This is a genomic window from Streptosporangium sp. NBC_01639 (genome assembly GCF_045209755.1).
GTDB lineage: Bacteria > Actinomycetota > Actinomycetes > Streptosporangiales > Streptosporangiaceae > Streptosporangium.
This window is the reverse complement of record NZ_CP109272.1, coordinates 8,585,487-8,603,152: the sequence shown is the minus strand read 5'-3', so window position 1 is coordinate 8,603,152 and position 17,666 is coordinate 8,585,487. Positions and strand designations below refer to the sequence as shown.

General features: G+C 69.2%; 13 protein-coding genes. 6 read left to right on the top strand and 7 right to left on the bottom strand.

The features are described from left to right. Positions 1-14: 14 nt before the first annotated feature. The 3 genes from OHA77_RS39060 to OHA77_RS39050 all read right to left on the bottom strand — a co-directional run bounded on the left by OHA77_RS39060 (position 15) and on the right by OHA77_RS39050 (position 6,237). Positions 15-2,798, bottom strand: a complete 2,784-nt coding sequence (locus OHA77_RS39060; RefSeq protein ID WP_406314309.1) for a ricin-type beta-trefoil lectin domain protein — start codon at positions 2,796-2,798, stop codon at positions 15-17. Positions 2,799-3,504: 706 nt separating this feature from the next. After that, the gene (locus tag OHA77_RS39055; protein ID WP_406314307.1) at positions 3,505-4,989 is read right to left on the bottom strand and encodes a lectin; all 1,485 of its coding nucleotides are present in this window, start codon (positions 4,987-4,989) and stop codon (positions 3,505-3,507) included. Positions 4,990-5,079: 90 nt separating this feature from the next. Then, a complete protein-coding gene (locus OHA77_RS39050; protein WP_406314305.1) occupies positions 5,080-6,237 on the bottom strand; it encodes an RICIN domain-containing protein in 1,158 nt (385 codons plus the stop codon). A 692-nt stretch (positions 6,238-6,929) separates the two neighbouring features. Between OHA77_RS39050 and OHA77_RS39045 the strand changes: the two genes are divergently transcribed. Both OHA77_RS39045 and OHA77_RS39040 read left to right on the top strand, forming a co-directional pair. Next, positions 6,930-7,946, top strand: coding sequence for a LacI family DNA-binding transcriptional regulator (locus OHA77_RS39045; RefSeq protein ID WP_406314304.1), 1,017 nt, complete (start codon positions 6,930-6,932; stop codon positions 7,944-7,946). 295 nt (positions 7,947-8,241) lie between these two features. Next, positions 8,242-10,959 (top strand): lectin, encoded by a 2,718-nt coding sequence (locus tag OHA77_RS39040; RefSeq protein ID WP_406314302.1) that lies wholly within the window; start codon positions 8,242-8,244, stop codon positions 10,957-10,959. 283 nt (positions 10,960-11,242) lie between these two features. Here the strand turns inward: OHA77_RS39040 and istB are convergent, their stop codons facing one another. The 3 genes from istB to OHA77_RS39025 all read right to left on the bottom strand — a co-directional run bounded on the left by istB (position 11,243) and on the right by OHA77_RS39025 (position 13,417). Further along, complete coding sequence (istB, locus tag OHA77_RS39035) at positions 11,243-11,917, bottom strand: IS21-like element helper ATPase IstB (protein ID WP_406314300.1); 675 nt, start codon at positions 11,915-11,917, stop codon at positions 11,243-11,245. Positions 11,918-12,016: 99 nt separating this feature from the next. Further along, complete coding sequence (locus tag OHA77_RS39030) at positions 12,017-12,412, bottom strand: hypothetical protein (RefSeq protein WP_406314298.1); 396 nt, start codon at positions 12,410-12,412, stop codon at positions 12,017-12,019. Between the two features lie 9 nt (positions 12,413-12,421). Beyond that, positions 12,422-13,417 carry an ArsR family transcriptional regulator gene (locus OHA77_RS39025; protein WP_406314296.1) on the bottom strand — a complete coding sequence of 332 codons (996 nt, stop codon included), beginning with the start codon at positions 13,415-13,417 and terminating at the stop codon, positions 12,422-12,424. Positions 13,418-13,481: 64 nt separating this feature from the next. On the opposite strand from OHA77_RS39025, the gene OHA77_RS39020 reads away from it, so the two are divergent. From OHA77_RS39020 to OHA77_RS39010, 3 genes are all read left to right on the top strand, one after another. After that, on the top strand, positions 13,482-14,402 hold the full coding sequence (locus tag OHA77_RS39020) for an oxidoreductase (protein ID WP_406314294.1): 921 nt from the start codon (positions 13,482-13,484) through the stop codon (positions 14,400-14,402). 187 nt (positions 14,403-14,589) lie between these two features. Then, positions 14,590-14,997 (top strand): VOC family protein, encoded by a 408-nt coding sequence (locus tag OHA77_RS39015; RefSeq protein ID WP_326823153.1) that lies wholly within the window; start codon positions 14,590-14,592, stop codon positions 14,995-14,997. 184 nt (positions 14,998-15,181) lie between these two features. After that, positions 15,182-15,781 (top strand): DUF1349 domain-containing protein, encoded by a 600-nt coding sequence (locus OHA77_RS39010; RefSeq protein ID WP_406314292.1) that lies wholly within the window; start codon positions 15,182-15,184, stop codon positions 15,779-15,781. A gap of 83 nt (positions 15,782-15,864) precedes the next feature. Here the strand turns inward: OHA77_RS39010 and OHA77_RS39005 are convergent, their stop codons facing one another. Beyond that, on the bottom strand, positions 15,865-16,848 hold the full coding sequence (locus tag OHA77_RS39005) for a helix-turn-helix transcriptional regulator (protein ID WP_406314290.1): 984 nt from the start codon (positions 16,846-16,848) through the stop codon (positions 15,865-15,867). 57 nt (positions 16,849-16,905) lie between these two features. On the opposite strand from OHA77_RS39005, the gene OHA77_RS39000 reads away from it, so the two are divergent. Further along, complete coding sequence (locus tag OHA77_RS39000) at positions 16,906-17,664, top strand: DeoR/GlpR family DNA-binding transcription regulator (RefSeq protein ID WP_326823156.1); 759 nt, start codon at positions 16,906-16,908, stop codon at positions 17,662-17,664. Positions 17,665-17,666 lie beyond the last annotated feature (2 nt).

Genomic DNA, 17,666 nt, shown 5'->3' with positions numbered 1-17,666 from the left:
GACGACATGCGCTATCAGCTACGTGACCAGATCTGGTTGCCGGCGCCGTTGCATGTCCAGATGGTGAACAGAGTGCCGTTGGCCGTGCCGTGTCCGGTCGCGTCCAGGCACTTGCCGGACCCGACGTTGACGACCGCGCCGTCGGCGCGGACCCGCCACTGCTGGCCGGCGGAACCGTTGCAGTCCCAGATCTGGACTGCGGCCCCGTCGGTGGTGCTCCCGCCGGCGACGTCGAGGCACTTGGTGTCGAAGACCTTCAGTTGGTTGGTCGTGGTCGACGTCCAGGCCTGATTCCCGCCGTTGTTGCAGTCCCACAGCGCGGGACGGGTACCGTTAGTCTGGCTCGCTGCGGGCACGTCAACGCACTTGCCCGACTCCTGGCCCTTGAGGATGCCGGGGGCGTCGGTGCGTGCCCATCTCTGGTTGACGCCGCCGTTGCATGCCCAGATCACCAACCCTGTGCCGTTGGCCGTGCCGTGTCCGATCGCGTCCAGGCACTTGCCCGACCCGACGTTGACGACCGAACCGTCGGCGTTGACCGTCCATTGCTGGGCGCCACTGCCGTTGCAGTCGTAGATCTGCACCACGGTCCCGTCGGCAGTGGCGCCGCCGTTGACGTCCAGGCACTTGGTGCCGTAGACCTTCAGCTGCCTGGACGGGGTCGCCGTCCAGCTCTGGTTGGTGGCGCCGCTGCAGTCCCAGAGGTTGACGGCGGCGCCGTTTGCCTGGGTGAAGCCGGGCACGTCGACGCACAGGCCGGATTCCTGGCCCTTGAGAATGCCGCCGAAGTCACCGGCGGCGTTGGGGGTGACGGTGAAGTTGTCGAACAGGTTGGTCTGGTAGCCCACGACACCGAGGCCTGCCAGGCCGGTGGTGAACGCGGTGTCTGTCACCGTGCCGAGCGTCGTGCCGTCGGCGGTCGCGGTGATCTGGTTGCCGGAGAAGCCGAGTTTGATCGTGTGCCAGGTGTTCAGGCCCAGCGCGGCCCGGGCGCCTGAGGCCAGTGTGGTGAGGATGCCGCCGCTGGAGTTTCTCGCGATCGACCAGGCGCCGGTGTTGCTGATCCGCAGCTGGTAGGCCGCCTGATGGCTCTGCGGGCGGTTTTGGGTGTTGGCCCGCCCGAGCAGGGTCACCGTGCCGGCTTGTTGCATGTCGACGTCGACGCTGACCGTGTAGTTGCTCCAGCCGGGGTCGCCGACCAGGGTGTAGGCGTCGCTGTCGTCCTGCCAGTTGATCGGCCTGGTCGGGGCGACCTGCTGCAGACACTGCCCGCCGCGGCCGGCGGCGCAGGGGCGCACCTCGTAGGAGCCCTGCATGTCGGAGAAGTACTTGGCCTGCTTACGGGTGGCGTAGCCGTCGAAGTTGTCGGAGTAGGGCAGCGCCAGGGCGCTCACGGGCGGGCCGGTCGCGGTCCCCTTGCCCTGTCCGGTCGTGGTGGTGAGCGTGTAGATGCGGTTCGGCTGCATGGTCAGCGAGTACGACCCGGACGAGGGGGTGATGTCGGCCTGCCTGACGAAGTGGTCGGCGGGGTTTGACGAGCCCAGGTCGGTGGACCACACGCGGACGGTGCCGGTTTTCAGACCGCCGGACACGGTGACGTTCACCGTCTGGGTGGAGGTCGTGCCGGTGGTCTCGTAGATCGTGGAGTAGTCGGTGTTGTTCGTGGACCTCAGCGAGATGTAGCTGCCGTTGGCGCGGTCGCCGCCGAGGTAGCCGCTGGCCGAGCCGGTGAGGAACCTCCAGCCTGGCTGGGTGAACTGGGCCACCTGCGCGTTGGCCCACAGGTTCCTGCCGAGCTGGTAGGAGCCCGACCACGGGGTGTTCGCGGTGGCCAGGGCGACGGTGCTGTAGGGGAGGTTGGAGTACAGGGAGGCCACCAGCGGCCAGTTCATGAAGCCGGTCATCTGGCCGTCGAGGTAACCGCGGGTGATGCTGCGGATGTAGGGCACCGAACCGCTGTTGAAATCCTGCGAGCCGAACTCGCTGGCCCACAATGGTTTGCCGGTGGCCTTGGCATTCGACGACGAACCGCACGAGGTCGCCTCGGAGAGGTATCCGCACGGGTAGTGCGCGCCGAGCACACCGACCGCGTTGTTGAACGCGCTGTCGCCGAGCATGTCGTCGGCGACCTCCCAGCCGCTGTCATTGCCGACGATCTGCACGGAGCCGTAGCCGTTGGCGTTCAGTGCCGAGCGCAGGTTCTTGTACCAGGTCTTGTCGTGGCCGCGTTCGTTCCAGCCGCCGATGTAGTTGATGTTCAGGCCGTGCTGCCTGGCGCAGTTCAACCAGGAGATGTCGTAGTCGATCATGTCCTGGGACCAGAAGTTGCCGCCGCCGATCCAGCCGGGCGCCGCCCAGGGCAGTGCGACCAGTTTGATGTTCGGGTTGCGGGCGACGGCCTGCTCGCCGAGCCAGAACTCATATCCGACGTTGCAGTTGATGTCGCCGCGCACATGCTGGTGGCTGGGCTCGGAGCCGTCGGTGGAGTTCGCGTCGCCGCCGATCTCCAGCTTCAGCAGTTGCACCGCGGCGCCGTAGTTCGGTTTGAACAGGTAGTCGAGGATTTGTGAGCGCTGTGGCTCGAGGTAGTCGATCAACAGGCGGGAGTTGCCGCCACCGCCGCTGATCGCGCCGACTCCGTCGAACGTGCGTCCAACGCCGTTGCCGTTGAGGTTGACCGTTGTGGTGGCCGCGTCGGCCGGTGTCGTGACCGCGACGCAGGCCATCGAGGCGATCAGCCAGGATACGACCAGGATGAGCAGGCTTCGTGAGGTGCGTCTGCGCTGCGCTGGGAACATCGATTCTTCCCTTTCTACGCCGGCGGAACAATCGCGAGGAGCATTCGAGGATCGGCGGTGGGCGGCTCTGGTGCGGGGGCCATCGGAGCCGCCCACCGGGTTGTTGGGAGCGGTCGGCGCCGGTTGTTACCGGCGCGGCCCGCTCACGCGGGCAGCAGTGTCCAGCGCTGGGGAGTGGCGAGGCCGGCCGTGAGCGCCAGGCTGGGAAGCGGGAGCGCGGGGATCGCCAGAGACGATCGCCATCGAGTCTTCATGGTGACTCCGAGGATCGGACCAGACTGGGGGGAATCAGTCCGATAGGGAGGTGCGGTAACCGTAATGAAAGATGACGTTCGCCGATATGTCAACGATGTCATACCACGGAGGTTGACCACCCCAGAATGAACGGTACCCCCGTTGGCCTGGGAGAACAGCGAGAAACGTATGGCGGCGACGCTGTGGTTGACTGTTACGCCGTCAAGTCGACCCCATTGCGGTCCGTACGTTCACCCGCCGGTCACCGGCCTGATCACAGCGATCGCCGTGGCTGGAAACCGGCATGACGCCGCTCTCCCGATTCACCGCCACCCGCCGGAAAACGACAGAAACCGGGCGGGAGCCGGCACGTCGACGTGGTCGCCGGCCGCCCGACGACCGGCGCGGCCCGCTCCTCGAAGGCTCGGCCGCGCCGGCTCGGCGCGGGTCGGCGGCCAGTGCGGCCAAGCGGTCAGTACGGCCAGCCGGGAACGTTGAGGCGTACGCTGTACAGCCCGAAGTTCCCGGTGTTGCCGCCGCGTGACGCCGTCCCGGAGGTGATGAACAGAGTCTGCCCGTCGGGGCCGCCGAACGCCACGTTGGTGGTGTTCTGCCCTGCCGAGATCGTGCCCAGGGGGGCGCCCGAAGGCGCGAAGACGTGCACCTTCCCGTCGTTGTAGGAGACCTGGTACAGGTTGCCGGCGCAGTCGACGGTCACACCGTCCGGGTTCGACACCGACGCGAAGTCGCCGCGCGCGCCGACACTACCGTCCGCGTTGACCGGATACCTGTAGACCTTGCCCGCGCCGCCGACGTAGAGCGTCCCGCCGTCGGGCGAGAGCGCGATGCCGTTCGGTCCTTTGATCGTGTCGTCGACCATCGACACCACGCCATTCTTGACGCGGAAGACGCCGGTACGGCCGGACATCTCGTCGGGCCGGTTGGCGCGGTTGAAGTCGGGGTCGGTGAAGTAGACGGTGCCGTCGGCCGCGACCGTGAGGTCGTTCGGCGAGTTGAACGCGCGCCCCTGGTAGTTCGCGGCCACCACGCCGCGGGCTCCGTCCGCCAGCCGGAACGACGAGACGCTGCGCTGGTCGTGCGTCGCGGCCGGCAGCGTGGTGCCGTCTCTGCTGATGGCAAGGCCGTTGCTTCCGGCGCCCGCGATGAACATGGTGAACGTGTTCGGCTCGGTGAACCGCAGGATGTCCGACGGCTGCACGCCCTGGGAGCCCGCGCCGTCGCGCATGCTCGACAGCAACAAGGTCTGCGACGTGGCGTCCCAGACCGGGCCCTCCAGGAAGTTGAAGCCGTCGCGGATCTTGGTGGCGGCGACCGAGGGCGAGGACAGCGGGTTAGGGTAGCTCGCGCCCGGGGTGCACGGCCCGACGCCGGGGCGGGGCGGGTTCGGCGGCGCGGTGACGGTCCACCGCTGGTTCGCGCCGCCGCCGCAGGGCCAGATCTGCAGCGGGGTGCCATCGGCGCTGCCGTTGTTCGTGGCGTCCAGGCACTTGCCGGACGCCGTGTGAACGATCTGTCCCGGCCCGGCGGGCCAGGTCCAGCGCTGGGCGCTCGTGCCGTTGCAGTCGTAGATCTGGACCCTGGCGCCGTTGGCGGTGGAGGCGCCCGCCACGTCGAGGCACTTGCCAAGGGCCCGGATCGTGCCGTCGGTTCCTGTGGTCCACTGCTGCGCGGTGCTGCCGTTGCAGGTCCACACCTGCACACGGGTGCCGTTGGCGCTGTTGGAGCCCGCGACGTCGACGCACTTGCCGCCGATGCCGGTGATCGGCGCGGTAGCGGCGGCGAACGCGGAGGTCACGTGGGCCACGGCCGCCGGCACCGCCGAGGCGGGTGCCGCACCCGCCATCGTCATGGCGAGCGCGACGGCCACCGCGGCCGACGCGGCCACCGGCACACGCGGCCACGACCTTCGGCGGTCGATCGAGGGGGATGTTCGCACCGGTCCTCCAAGGGGAGATCGTCGATGGGGTTTACCCGGATACTCAGCCGCTGTGGAGGCGCCGGTTCGCGGGCGCCTCCACAGCGGCGGTCACCGCACGGACCAGCGTTGTGCCCCGGTGCCGTTGCACTCCCACAGCTGGACCAGCGTCCCGTTCGCGGTTCCGCTCGCCGCCACGTCGAGGCACTTGCCCGATCCGGCGCCCACGATGGTGCCGTTGGCGGTGAAGGTGAACTTCTGCGCAGTGCCGCCGTTGCAGGTCCAGATCTGCACCTTCGTGCCGTTGGCCGTGCCGTTGCCGTTCACGTCCAGGCAGCGGTCGCCGTAGACGCGCAGTTCGTCGGCCGCGGTGCGGGTCCAGCGCTGGTTGGTCCCGCCGTGGCAGTCCCAGATGTGGATCTGCGCGCCGGGGGTGGTGCTGATCCCGGAGACGTCCAGGCAGCGGTTCGACTGCGGGTTGGCCAGCGACACCGCGGTGCCGACCGGCGGCACGACCACCGGGGTGAGGCTGCCGGGCACGGCCCGCAGCGCGGCGAACCAGCGCTCGGCCATCTTGGCGTAGCCGGTCGCGTTCGGGTGCAGGCCGTCGGCGAGGTCGGCGGTGGTGAACCCGGTGTGCATGTCGACCAGGTGAGTCATCGGCCCCTTCTGCGCGACGACGCCGGGGATGGCGGCGTTGAAGGCCTGGATCCGCGCCTCCAGCGCGGGGTCACCCGCCGGAACGATCTGCGCGACGAAGAGCTCGGCCACCGGCGCGTTAGCGCGGATCTTGTCGATGAGCGCGGACAACCGGGCCGGCGCGGCCGCGACGTCGTAGTTCTGGTTCATGTCGTTGGTGCCGATGTGCAACAGGACGGTGCGGGGGGCGGAGTTCCGCAGCCAGCCGACGATGTTCGCGTCGAGGTCGTTGATCCGCCACCCCGAGTGCCCCTCGTGGTCGTGGTCACCGAGGGTGGAGGGCCCGTTGAACCCGGATCCGACGAAGTCGACCGTGTACTGCCCGGTGACCAGCCGCTGCCACAGGTTGACGCGGTAGCCGCCGGGCACGTTGAATCCGTCGGTGATGGAGTCGCCGAGCGGCATGACCCGCACGCCGCCGTTCGACTCGGCTCGCATCGACGCTGCCTGCACTGACCCGGCTTGTGTCGACGCTGCCTGTGCCGGTGCGGCCGTCGTCATCGTCAACCCGGCCGCGGTGAGGGCGAACCCGAGCACGGCGGCCCAGAACCGCCTGGAGTTCCGTCGCATGGCTGATCCTCTCGTCCGCACCGTCCCAGGACATGACCTCGACAGGTCGTAGCGGGGTGGGTGCGTGGTTCAGGGGGGTGGAAAGGTCTGCTGCCGGCCGGTGCCGTCCGCGCGGTCCGCGATCAGGGGCGGGTGCCGTGACTCATGCGGTGTCCCGGATGACCGGAACACCTTCCGAACGCCGGGCCGACGAGCACGCCGTTCACCGGTGTCCAGCGCCGACCGGTGCTGGTCGAATGCCGATCGAATGCCGTAAGCAAAGAGGAAGTCACCAATGTTTGTCAACGTTGTCTTCATGATTGTCGGGAACGGCGCCCACCCCCACGACGGCGGCCGAGGGCTTGCCGAAAGCGCGGACAAGGCCGTGTGACCAGGTGTCCGGCAGCCGATCCCCTCGTCCGCCGGGGTGTCGGCCGCCCGGCGTCCCGACCGGGACCGGCGGCCTCCGACCGGCGTCGTGCGGCTTCACCCTACCGATCGCGGGGCCGGACAGCAGTGATCGTTCCGGCTTCGGACGGCCCCGCCGGCCCGCTCGCACCGACCTCGTTCATCGAACGGCGGACAGAACGACGGCCAACCGGCGGTCACCTGCGCCGCGAAGCATTACATTTGACCGGGATATCGTTATCACCCCTGTGGTGGCGGACGAGTCAGGCCGTGGGCGGGAGCGCGATCCCGGCAGGAGGACTTCGGTGGGTGGACAGGACAGGCCGCGAAGGCCCACCGTCTCCGACGTGGCGGCCACGGCCGGCGTCAGCGTGAAAACAGTCTCCCGGGTCATCAACAACGTGCCGACGGTACGGCCCGAGCTGGTCGAGCAGGTGCTCGCCGCGATCGGCGAGCTCGGGTTCCGGCGCAACGACATGGCCAGTTCGCTGCGCTCCGGCCGGCGAACCGCGACGATCGGGCTGATCATCGAGGATCTGGCCAACCCCTTCTACTCGGTGATCGCGGCGGCGGTGGCCAAGGTCGCGCGTGCCCACGACACCCACCTGATCACGGTCAGCTCGGAGGAGGATCCCCAGCTGGAACAGCGGCAGTTCCTCGAGCTGTGCCAGCGCCGGGTGGACGGGCTGATCATCGTGCCCGCCGGACCGGACCACTCCTACACCCGGCCCGAGATGGAGCTGGGCATGCAGATGGTCTTCCTGGACCGGCCGCCGTCCGGCATCCTGGCCGACAGCGTGGTGATCGACAACGCGCGGGGTGCCCGGGCCGGCATCGAGGCCCTGCTGGCGGCCGGGCACAGCCGGATCGGTGTCATCACCGACTCCTCGGCCATCTACACCGCGCGCGAACGCCTGGCCGGAGTGCGGACGGCGCTCACCGGAGCGGGCATTCCCTACGACGACTCCCTGGTCCGGGTCGGGGTGACGCATCCCGAAGAGGCCGTCCGCGTGGTCGCGAACATGCTCGACGGCGCCGACCCGCCCACCGCGTTCTTCACCGGCAACAACCGGATCACGGTCGGCGCCATCCACGAGCTCTGCCGCCGCGGCCACGACGCCGCGCTGATGGGTTTCGACGACTTCGAGCTGTCCACGCTCATGCCCCGCCCGCTGACCCTGATCGCCTACAACGTCCAGGAGCTCGGCCGCACCGCCGCCGTCCGGCTCTTCGACCGCATCGGCGGGGACGACTCCTGGCCGTCGGAGACCGTGATCGGTACCAGGCTCGTCCGCCGCGGTATGGAACTGTGGAAGACCTGAGCGAGATCAGACGACGCGCGGCCGACCGGCCCAAGATAGGCCGTCTCCAGACATCGTTGTCAACAACGACGTGAGGGCCGTGACATGCCCGTGATCTCGGCCGGATCGTTCACGCACTCTTAGCGTCACCGTAATCGGGCTGTGAGCTGCGTAGAGAAAGAAACCTTGACGAAAGCCGTTGACAGCGGCAAACCTCCATCCGATTATCCGATCAACTTCTCATTTATGACAACGATGTCCCCCCGCGGTGAATGGTCATTGCCGCATCGTTGTCACTCCCCGCAGGAGGCACACAGTGCGTGCCCTACTCGTGCTCGCCCTCATCCTGACCGCCCTCGGAGTACCGGCCACCGCCACCGCCACCGTACGGCTCGCGATCAGCGACCCCGCCCAGTACGTCAACGCGTTCGTCGGCACCAAACCCGGCGGCCCGGACTTCGGGCACGGCGGTGGCGCCGGCAATACCTTCCCCGGCGCCGACGCGCCCTTCGGCATGCTGCAATGGAGCCCGGACACGGCGACCTACCAGCACGGCGGATACCACTACGACGACAACCGGATCAGGGGATTCAGTCTGACCCACCTGTCCGGCCCGGGATGCGGCGACTTCGGCAACATCCCGTTCATGCCGGTCCTCGGCTCCTCCCCGGTAGGCAACTCGACCTTCAGTCATGCAGGCGAGTCCGCGTCGCCCGGCTACTACTCGGTGACGTTCAACAATGGCCTGCGAACCGAGCTCACTACGACGGCCCGGTCCGGGATGGGCAGGTTCACCTATCCGGCCGGGCAGCGGGCCTCGCTCTCGGTGGACGTCGCGAAGGCGTTCAATGCGGCCAGCGGATCGCTCACCATCGGCACCGACACCATCTCCGGATACACCGACAGCGGCGGCTTCTGCGGCACTGGAAACCGCTACCGGCTGTACTTCCACGCCGCGTTCGACCGCCCCTTCACCACCTCGGGAGTGGCTGCGGCGGACGGCAAGGTCGACGAGACCAAACGGACGATCGACGGCAAAAGCACCGGCGTGGCCCCCCCGGCACCGAAAACTGCGAAACAGCAAGGAGAAGCACGCGCCGCCACCGCCGAGAGCGAGGATGCCTCGGCGCTCGCCGCGTCGGCGTTCGTCTCCTTCGACACCGCCACCCGGCCAACGGTCACGGTCCGGGTCGGCATCTCCTTCGTCAGCCTCGACGGCGCCAGGGCCAACCTCACCGCCGAACAGGGATCGCGGGAATTCGATGAGATCAGGGCCGGCACCAGGACGGCGTGGAACGACTTGCTCGGCCGCATCTCGGTGGCCGGCGGGACCGACACCCAGCGGCGCACCCTGTACACCTCGCTCTACCACTCGCTGCTGCACCCCAACGTGTTCAGTGACGTCGACGGCCGCTACATCGGCTTCGACGGGCAGATCCGCACCGTGCCGGCAGGCCGCGCGCAGTACGCCAACTACTCCGGCTGGGACGTCTACCGGTCCCAGATCGCGCTGATCGCGCTGATCGCGCCGAAGGAGGCAGCCGACATTGCGCAGTCCGCGGTCAATCAGGGAGCGCACGCCGGCTACTTCGACCGCTGGACTGTCGCCAACGGCGGCACCGGGGTGATGAACGGCGACCCGCTGGCGATCATCATCTCGACCGCGCACGCCTTTGGGGCGACCGGCTTCGACAGCGCCGACGGGCTGCGCCGGATCGTCGCCGGCACCAGGGAGGTACGCCAGCGGCCGGGCTGGTTGCAGTACGACACCTACGGCTACGTGCCGACCGGGCTCGGTGACGTCTGGGGCTCGGCGTCGACCACGCTGGAGTACACCAGCGCGGACTTCGCCATCTCCCAGCTCGCCAAGAGAATCGGTGACAACGCGACCGCCGAGACGTTCCTGCGGCGGGCACAAAACTGGCGCAACCTCTTCAACTCCGGCAGCAAATACCTTCAGCCCCGCAACGCCGATGCCACGTTCCCCGCGTTCAACCCGCTCCAGCACAACGAGTACGTCGAGGGCAACGCCGCGCAGTACACCTGGATGGTGCCCTACAACCACCGCGGCCTGTTCGACGCGATGGGCGGCAACTCCGCCGTCCTGTCCAGGTTGGACACTTTCTTCACCGAACTGAACGGCGGACCGGACAAGCCCTATGCCTATCTCGGCAACGAGCCGACCCTGAACACCCCGTGGGCGTACGCCTACGCCGGCGCTCCGTACAAGACCCAAGACGTGGTGCGCCGCGCGTTGACGACGATCTTCAAGCCGACGCCGGACGGCCTGGTCGGCAACGACGACCTCGGCCAGATGTCGTCGTGGGCGGTCTGGGCGGCCCTGGGCATGTACCCGCAGGCACCCGGCAAGGCTGAGCTGGTGCTCGCCAGCCCGCAGTTCCCCGAGACCACCATCAGCAGAGGCAACGGCAAGACCATCACCATCACCGCGCCGGGTGCCTCCGACAGCGCCAAGTACGTGCAGAGCCTGCGGGTCAACGGGCAGACCTCGACCCGGCCGTGGCTACCGGAGTCGTTCGTCGCAGGCGGCGGGACGCTCGATTTCACCCTCGGCACGGCGGCGAACACCGGGTGGGGCAGCGCCGCGGGTGACGCGCCGCCGTCCTATGACGTCGGCCCGGTGCCACCGCGGTCCGGGGCGATCTCCGGGCTGTCGGCGAAATGCCTCGACGCCGATCCGGCCACCGGAGCCAACGGCGCCCAGGTCCGCCTGTGGGACTGCAACGGAACGCCCGCGCAGCAGTGGACCGTCTCTTCCGACGGGTCGATCCGCGCGCTGGGCCGCTGCCTCGACGTCTCACAAAGCGCCAGGGTGAACGGGTCGAAGGTCCAGTTGTGGGACTGCAACGGCACCGGAGCCCAGCAGTGGTGGCCGAAGTCCGGCGGGACGACGCTGGTGAACTCGCCGTCCGGCCGCTGCCTCGACGTGCCAGGCGCCAACCCCGCCAACGGAATCCAGCTGCAGATCTACGACTGCAACGCCTCGGCCGCCCAGGCCTGGCGCCTGCCGTAGAACATCGGGGTGGTCTGGCCCGCCGCGCTGGCGGGCCAGACCACCGGTCACGTCCCTCCGCCTTTCTATCCGTACTCCTCTGCACAACACAGAGGAGTACGCCGACAAGCAGTCGAGGAGGTCTTCCAGTTCCCGCTCGCGCCGCATCTCGGCACCCTTCTTCTGATGTGCCCCGAAGATCAGAAGAACGATGATTCGTAGTCATATTGCTACCGATCTGTCAATGGCCGGGTGCGTGTCGCCGCTGGTGGCCAGGAAAAAGTCCCCGGCTCTTCGTAGTTGACTACTTCTTGGTGGGTCGTCCTGGGCCTCGGGTTCGGGCCTGTCGCATGCGGAAGGACTCACCCTCGGTGACCACGACGATGCTGTGGTGTAAGAGCCGATCCAGCAGGCTGACCGCGGTGGTGTGCTCGGGCAGGAACCGCCCCCATTGGTCGAAGGGCCAGTGCGAGCCGATCCCGAGCGCGCGGCGCTCATAGGCGGCGGCGACGAACCGAAACAGCAACTGGGTGCCGGTGTCATCCAGCGGGGCGAATCCCACCTCGTCGATGACGACCAGGTCCGCGCGCAGCAGGTTTTCGATCACGCGGCCGACGGAGTTGTCGGCCAGGCCCCGATAAAGCGTCTCGACCAGCTCGGCGGCGGTGAAGTAGCGGACCTTGTAACCGGCCTGGATAGCGGCGACGCCGAACGCGATGAGGCTGTGGGACTTGCCGGTGCCGGCCGGGCCGACCGCGCAGTAGTTCTCCGCTGCATCGATCCACTCCAGCGAGGCCAGGTAGTCGAACGTCGCCCGGGGGATCGAGGAGGCGGCGACGTCGAACTCCTCGATCGTCTTGATGACCGGGAACGCGGCGGCCTTCATCCTCATCCGGGCGTTGGAGGCATCCCGAGCGGCCAGCTCGGCATCGAAAAGGCCATCCTCGCCAGTGGCCTGCCGTACACGCTGCTGCGTCACCCCTACTACAGCGAGGCGTTCCTCAACCCGGGCCTGCGCACCGCCGTCGCCACCGGCGAACTGACCGACGCCACCGGCGGACGCGGCCTCAACACCGCACTACGGGCCGACCTCGCCGAGGCCGCCGCCAACGTGCTGACCGGCGAGGGACACCTGGGCCGCGGCTACGACTTCACCGGCCCCCGGTGGACCTACCCCCAGCTCGCCCGGACCCTCACCGAGGTCTCCGGCGTCCCGGTGGCCTACCGCGAAGCACCCGACGAGGCGGACGGCGCCATGCGCTGGCTCAACGGCCAGGTCCGCGCCGGCGAACTGGAGGCCCAGACCGGCGACCTGCACCAGGTGCTCGGCCGTCCTGCCACCACCCTGCACCAGGCCGTCGCCGCCGCCCTCACCCCTTCCGCCGCCGACCAGTGGCCCGAACGCCTGAAGCCGCCGGTCGGCGCCGGCCGCGGCGAGCTCGGCCGCCTCGCCGTATCGTGCGCCGACCGTCAACGCCGAGGACTACAGGGAGGAGGCGGCGAGGACGGATTCGGCGACCGAGGTGCGGGCGTAGAGCACGGAGCGACCGGCCCGGTGGGCGCTGACCAGGCCCGCGTCGCGCAGCGCGGTCAGGTACTGGGACACCCCGGCCGGGGAGAGGCCGGTACGGCGGGCCAGTTCGGTGGTGGAGGCCGGAGTCTCCAGTTCGGACAGCAGCAGAGTCCGCGAGCGGCCGAGCACGGCGGCGACGGCGGCGGTCCTGGTGACGGGCCGAGGCTCCCACAGCGAGCCGACGCCGCGCGCCGGATAGGCCAGTTGCGGCGGCTCCGGCGGCGTCACCCGGGTGAGCGGGTCCGGTCCGGTGAAAGCCGAGGGAAGTAGCAGCAGCCCCGCGCCCGCCGTCTTCCGGGACAGGGCCCGCTGCCGGCGGAGCAGCCGCAGCGCGTTGTCGTCCCAGCTCACCGAGGGGTGCAGATCGTTGAAGAGATGGCCCGCACCCTGCTCGGCGACCTGCCGGGCCCGGTAGAAGACGTCGGCGTCGAGCACCGCCCGGATCCGCGCCCAGTAAGGAGCGAGCGCCAGCTCCCAGTAGGTCTCGATCTCTTCGACGACCCGGACGAGCCGGGCCTGCGGCTCGGCGTACAGGGTCCGCAACCGGGGACCGAGACGCCCCTGATCGTGCCCCACGCGATCCAGGTCCTGGCGCACCCGGCCGACGGGAGCCGCCAGGATCTCGGCCAGCTCCTCCGCCAGCGTGGGGGCCGGCCCGGCGGGTGCCGGGTTGAGGAAGTCGGGAACATAACCCGAGGACGGGATCAGCTCGGCGAGCCAGCCCCGATCCAGTCCGGCGGCCGCCACCCGTGGCCGTACCTGCTCGATCCAGGGCCGGTGCACGGGATGCGCGGAGCCGGAACTCAGCAGCCGGAAACTGGTCCCGACCTCCCACATCGGCGAGACGGCAAACCGCATCTGTGCCAGATCACTCGCCGAGAACGCCAGTTCCGCCGGGATGATCACTCCAAAGATTCAGATATGCCCTAATCAATGGCGGCCAGCCTACAGCGTGGAGATTATTCCGGACATGACTTCGAACATGACCTCAGAGACGATCACCGCGGCGGCCTCGGGCACCTGGAAGCTCGGCGACTTGACGGTCAACCGGATCGGTTTCGGCGCGATGCGCCTGACGCAGAACGGCGAGGCGTTCGGGACCGGCGCCGTTCCGAGCGATCGCGGCCAGGCGATCAGCGTGCTGCGCCGCGCGGTCGAACTCGGCGTGAACCACATCGACACCGCCGCGTTCTACTTCTCGTCACTGCGTTCCGCCAACGAACTGATCAACCAAGCTCTGGCCCCCTACCCGGATGATCTCGTCATCACCACCAAGGTCGGGCCGGGCCGGGACCCGTCGGGTGAATGGCTGCCCCATGCCACCCCGGAGCAGCTGCGCGGCCAGGTCGAGGAGAACCTGCGCCAGCTCGGCCGTGACCACCTCGACGTGGTGAACCTGCGCGTCGTCGGAACCGATTCGATCGCCGAACGTTTCGGCGCACTGACCCGACTGCGCGACGCCGGGCTCATCCGCCACCTGGGCGTCTCCAACGTCCGCCCCGAACACCTCGCCGAGGCCCAGGCCATCGCACCGGTGGTCTGCGTACAGAACATGTACGGCATCGGCGTGCGGCCCGGACACGACACGTTCCTACGCACCTGCGGCGAGCAGGGAGTCGCGTTCGTGCCGTTCTACTCGATCGCCGGTACCGGGCGCACCGCGGGCGCGAGTGGCGCCGACAGCGACGAGGTGCTCGCCGTCGCGCGCGCACATGGGGCGAGCGCGACGCAGGTCCGGCTGGCCTGGACGTTGCACCGAGGACCGCACGTACTGGCCATCCCCGGCACCGGCAACCCGGATCACCTGGTCGCGAACGTGGCCGCCGGCGCGCTGCGCCTCTCCGAGGACGAACTGGCCGTCCTGGACTCCGTCCACCAGGGCGGAGCATGAGCGAAAAAACCAACCACCGCTGCCCAACCGGGGCCGCCGCCACCGCCCGGCCGGCGGATCGGGCACGACCGAACCAGCTGTCACGCCACCGTCACCGGCCAGATCGACCCCGGCGCGAAGACGGACGGCGCGAACACGTCCGATCCCTGCAAGACGGCCGTGCCGCCGGGCTCCTACTGTGACGGGTATGGCACCTTCGTTCAATCTGATCGGCCTCGTCGTGGCCGACCTGCACAAGTCCCTGACCTTCTACCGCCGTCTCGGGCTGGACATCCCCACGACGGCGGACAACGAGCCGCATGTCGAAGTGACCCTTCCCGGTGGGCTGCGACTCGCCTGGGACACCGTCGACACCATCCGTTCCTTCGACCCGGAATGGGCCCCGCCACAGGGCGGTGCCCGGATCAACCTGGCCTTCGCCTGCGACGATCCCGCTGAAGTGGACCGGATCTACACCGATCTCGTCCACGCCGGCCACGAGGGGCACAAGCCGCCCTGGGACGCATTCTGGGGGCAGCGTTACGCGCTGGTGCGCGACCCGGACGGCAACGGCGTCGACCTGTTCGCACCGCTACCGGCGCCGTCCACCACCTGAGTCCGGTTCCGGGGGTGAACGGCGACCCGGCCGTCACCCCCGCCCCCGGCGGCCGGAAGCTCCGCCGGCCGCCACGCTGACGCCGGCCATGACATCGCGCCGACCCGCGCCACAGGCGATCATGGAGACGGTATCGTTCACGGTGTCGGGGGGTTGATCCACGACACCGAGGAGTGAGACGGCCATGACGGAGCCGATCACCTTGCCGGCCTTCCCGGCACCGCTGCGCTGGTTGAACCACCCGGCGGACTGGAAGATCACCAGTGCGGACACGCTCACCATCGGCGCCGGTCCGCGGACCGACCTGTTCACCGATCCCGGCGGTACGGACCGCTTCGCCAACGCGCCCGCCCTGGTCGGCCGTCTCGCCGGCGACTTCACGCTGAGCGCGCGGATCCGGCTGGACCTAGCCGCCACCTACGACGCCGGGGTCCTGCTGCTGTACGGGGACGGGGACCACTGGGCGAAGTTCTGCCTGGAGCTCTCCCCTCAGGGCAGGCCCACGATCGTGTCGGTCGTGACGCGGGGGGCGTCCGACGACTGCAACGCCTTCCCCGTCGACGGAGAGGACATCCGGCTACGGGTCTCCCGCGTCGGTACGGCCTTCGCCTTCCATGTCTCAACCGGCGGCAGGTTCTGGCACCTCATCCGCTACTTCGCCCTCGACGGCGACCCGGAGGTGGGATTCCTCGCCCAGAGCCCGCTCGGTGACGGCTGTACGGTCGCTTTTGAGGAGATCCGCCATTCGGTGAAGCGTCTGGCTGACATTCGTAACGGGGAGTGAACTCCGGCCTGCCCCTTTACGAAGTAAACTACGCAGGGAGCAGTGGAGGAGGCGGTGGAGGCACATCCCGCCGCCGTCAGCGGTCAACCCGGGTGTACGCCGTACCGGTCGGCGAGCTGGACGATCGTGGCGGCCATCCGGTCGCGCAGCTCGGCGGGCTCCAGGACCTCGATGTCGGCGCCCAGCCGCAGCAGCAGCCAGTGGGCGTGCCTGACCGACTCGATCGGCAGGCGCAGCACGACCCAGCCGTGCTCGTCGGGCGGACCGGCCCCGGCCAGCGCGGCGTCGCCGATCTCGGCGCCGACCGTGTAGCGCAGCATGTCCTCGATGCCGGGTGCCACCCGCACCAGGGCCTCGGCGGTGTACATCCGGGCCTGGAAGTCGACCGCGTAACTCTCCCAGTAGGCGGCCAGGTCGAAGTCGCCGGGCCGCTCGAAACGCCCGTCGAGGAGCCGGGCGGCGATGATCCGCGACACCCGGTAGGTGCGCGGCGCTCCCCCGTCGGCGGCGGCCACCATGTACCACGCCCCGCCCTTGAGGACGAGGCCGTAGGGGTGGGCCAGCCGCTCGACGTCGCGGGGGCCCCAGCGACGGTAGGTCATGCGCAGCGGCCGCTGGTCCCACACCGCCTCGGCGACCTCTCCCAGGAAGGGCACCCCGTCGGCGCCCCGGTACCAGCCCGGGACGTCCAGATGGAAGCGCTCACGCATCCGGGCGGCGTGGAAGCGCGGCTCGGGGGGCAGCGCGGCGAGCAGTTTCAGCTCGGCGTTGGCGGCCTCCTCCCCCAGCCCGAGCTCGGCGGCGGGACCGGGCAGCCCCGCCAGGAACAGCGAGGACGCCTCCTGGGCCGTCAGCCCGTTGAGACGGGTGCGGTAGCCGTCCAGCAGTTGATATCCCCCGGCGGGGCCGCGGTCGGCGTAGACCGGGACCCCGGCCGACGACAGGGCCTCCACGTCCCGGTAGACCGTACGGATCGAGACCTCCAGTTCCTGGGACAGCTCGGTGGCTGTCATGCGCCCCCGGGTCTGCAGGAGCAGCAGGAGTGACAACAGACGACTCGCGCGCATGGGAGCCATTGTCCCGCACGATTGCCAAAATAACATCCGCCATGTTCAAATGAACACATGGAAAGTGCTGATCGAATCCGGGCGATCACCTCCGCGCTGCGCACCAGCGACACCGTCTCGGTGACGGAGCTGGCGGTCGAGCACGCGGTGTCGGAGATGACCATCCGCCGCGACCTCGACGAGCTCGCCCAGCAGGGCGTGGTGCGACGGGTGCGCGGCGGCGCGGTGAGCCTGCTGCTGCGCGGGGAGGAGCCGCCCTTCGGGATCCGTGAGCGCGAGGCGGTGGAGGCCAAGCGGCGCATCGCCGCCGAGGTCGCCTCCCTGCTCGTCGACGGCGAGGCCGTGCTGCTGGACGGCGGCACCACCAACCTGGAGATCGCCAGGGCGATCCGCGACCGCCGGCTGACCGTCGTGCCGCTCTCCCTGCAGGCCGCCCAGGAGCTGAGTACGGCCCCGCGGATCCGGCTGGTCCTCCCCGGAGGCGACGTGCGCCCCGGGGAGCTCTGCTTCACCGGCCCTCTGACGGAGCACGCCATCCGTTCGCTACGCTTTGACACGGCGGTCATCGGCTGCTGCGGCCTGTCGGCCGAGCACGGCATGACCGCCCACGACCTGACCGACGTCGCCGTCAAACAGGCGGCGATCGCATCGGCCCGCCGCGTCGTCGCCGCAACCGACTCCGGCAAGTTCACCCGCACCGCCTTCGGCGCCGTCTGCCCTCTGGACCACCTCGACATGGTCGTCACCGACACCGCGCTCCCCCCTGCCGAACACGACGCCCTCACCGCCGCGGGTGTCATCATCCGCACCGTCTGACT

What these genes read in the sequence shown, in the direction of transcription:
- OHA77_RS39060 (WP_406314309.1), bottom strand. Translation starts at nt 2,798, where the DNA reads ATGTTCCCAGCGCAGCGCAGACGCACCTCACGAAGCCTGCTCATCCTG.
- OHA77_RS39005 (WP_406314290.1), bottom strand. Translation starts at nt 16,848, where the DNA reads ATGCGCGCGAGTCGTCTGTTGTCACTCCTGCTGCTCCTGCAGACCCGG.
- OHA77_RS39020 (WP_406314294.1), top strand. Translation starts at nt 13,482, where the DNA reads ATGACTTCGAACATGACCTCAGAGACGATCACCGCGGCGGCCTCGGGC.
- OHA77_RS39000 (WP_326823156.1), top strand. Translation starts at nt 16,906, where the DNA reads ATGGAAAGTGCTGATCGAATCCGGGCGATCACCTCCGCGCTGCGCACC.
- OHA77_RS39010 (WP_406314292.1), top strand. Translation starts at nt 15,182, where the DNA reads ATGACGGAGCCGATCACCTTGCCGGCCTTCCCGGCACCGCTGCGCTGG.
- OHA77_RS39050 (WP_406314305.1), bottom strand. Translation starts at nt 6,237, where the DNA reads ATGCGACGGAACTCCAGGCGGTTCTGGGCCGCCGTGCTCGGGTTCGCC.
- OHA77_RS39015 (WP_326823153.1), top strand. Translation starts at nt 14,590, where the DNA reads ATGGCACCTTCGTTCAATCTGATCGGCCTCGTCGTGGCCGACCTGCAC.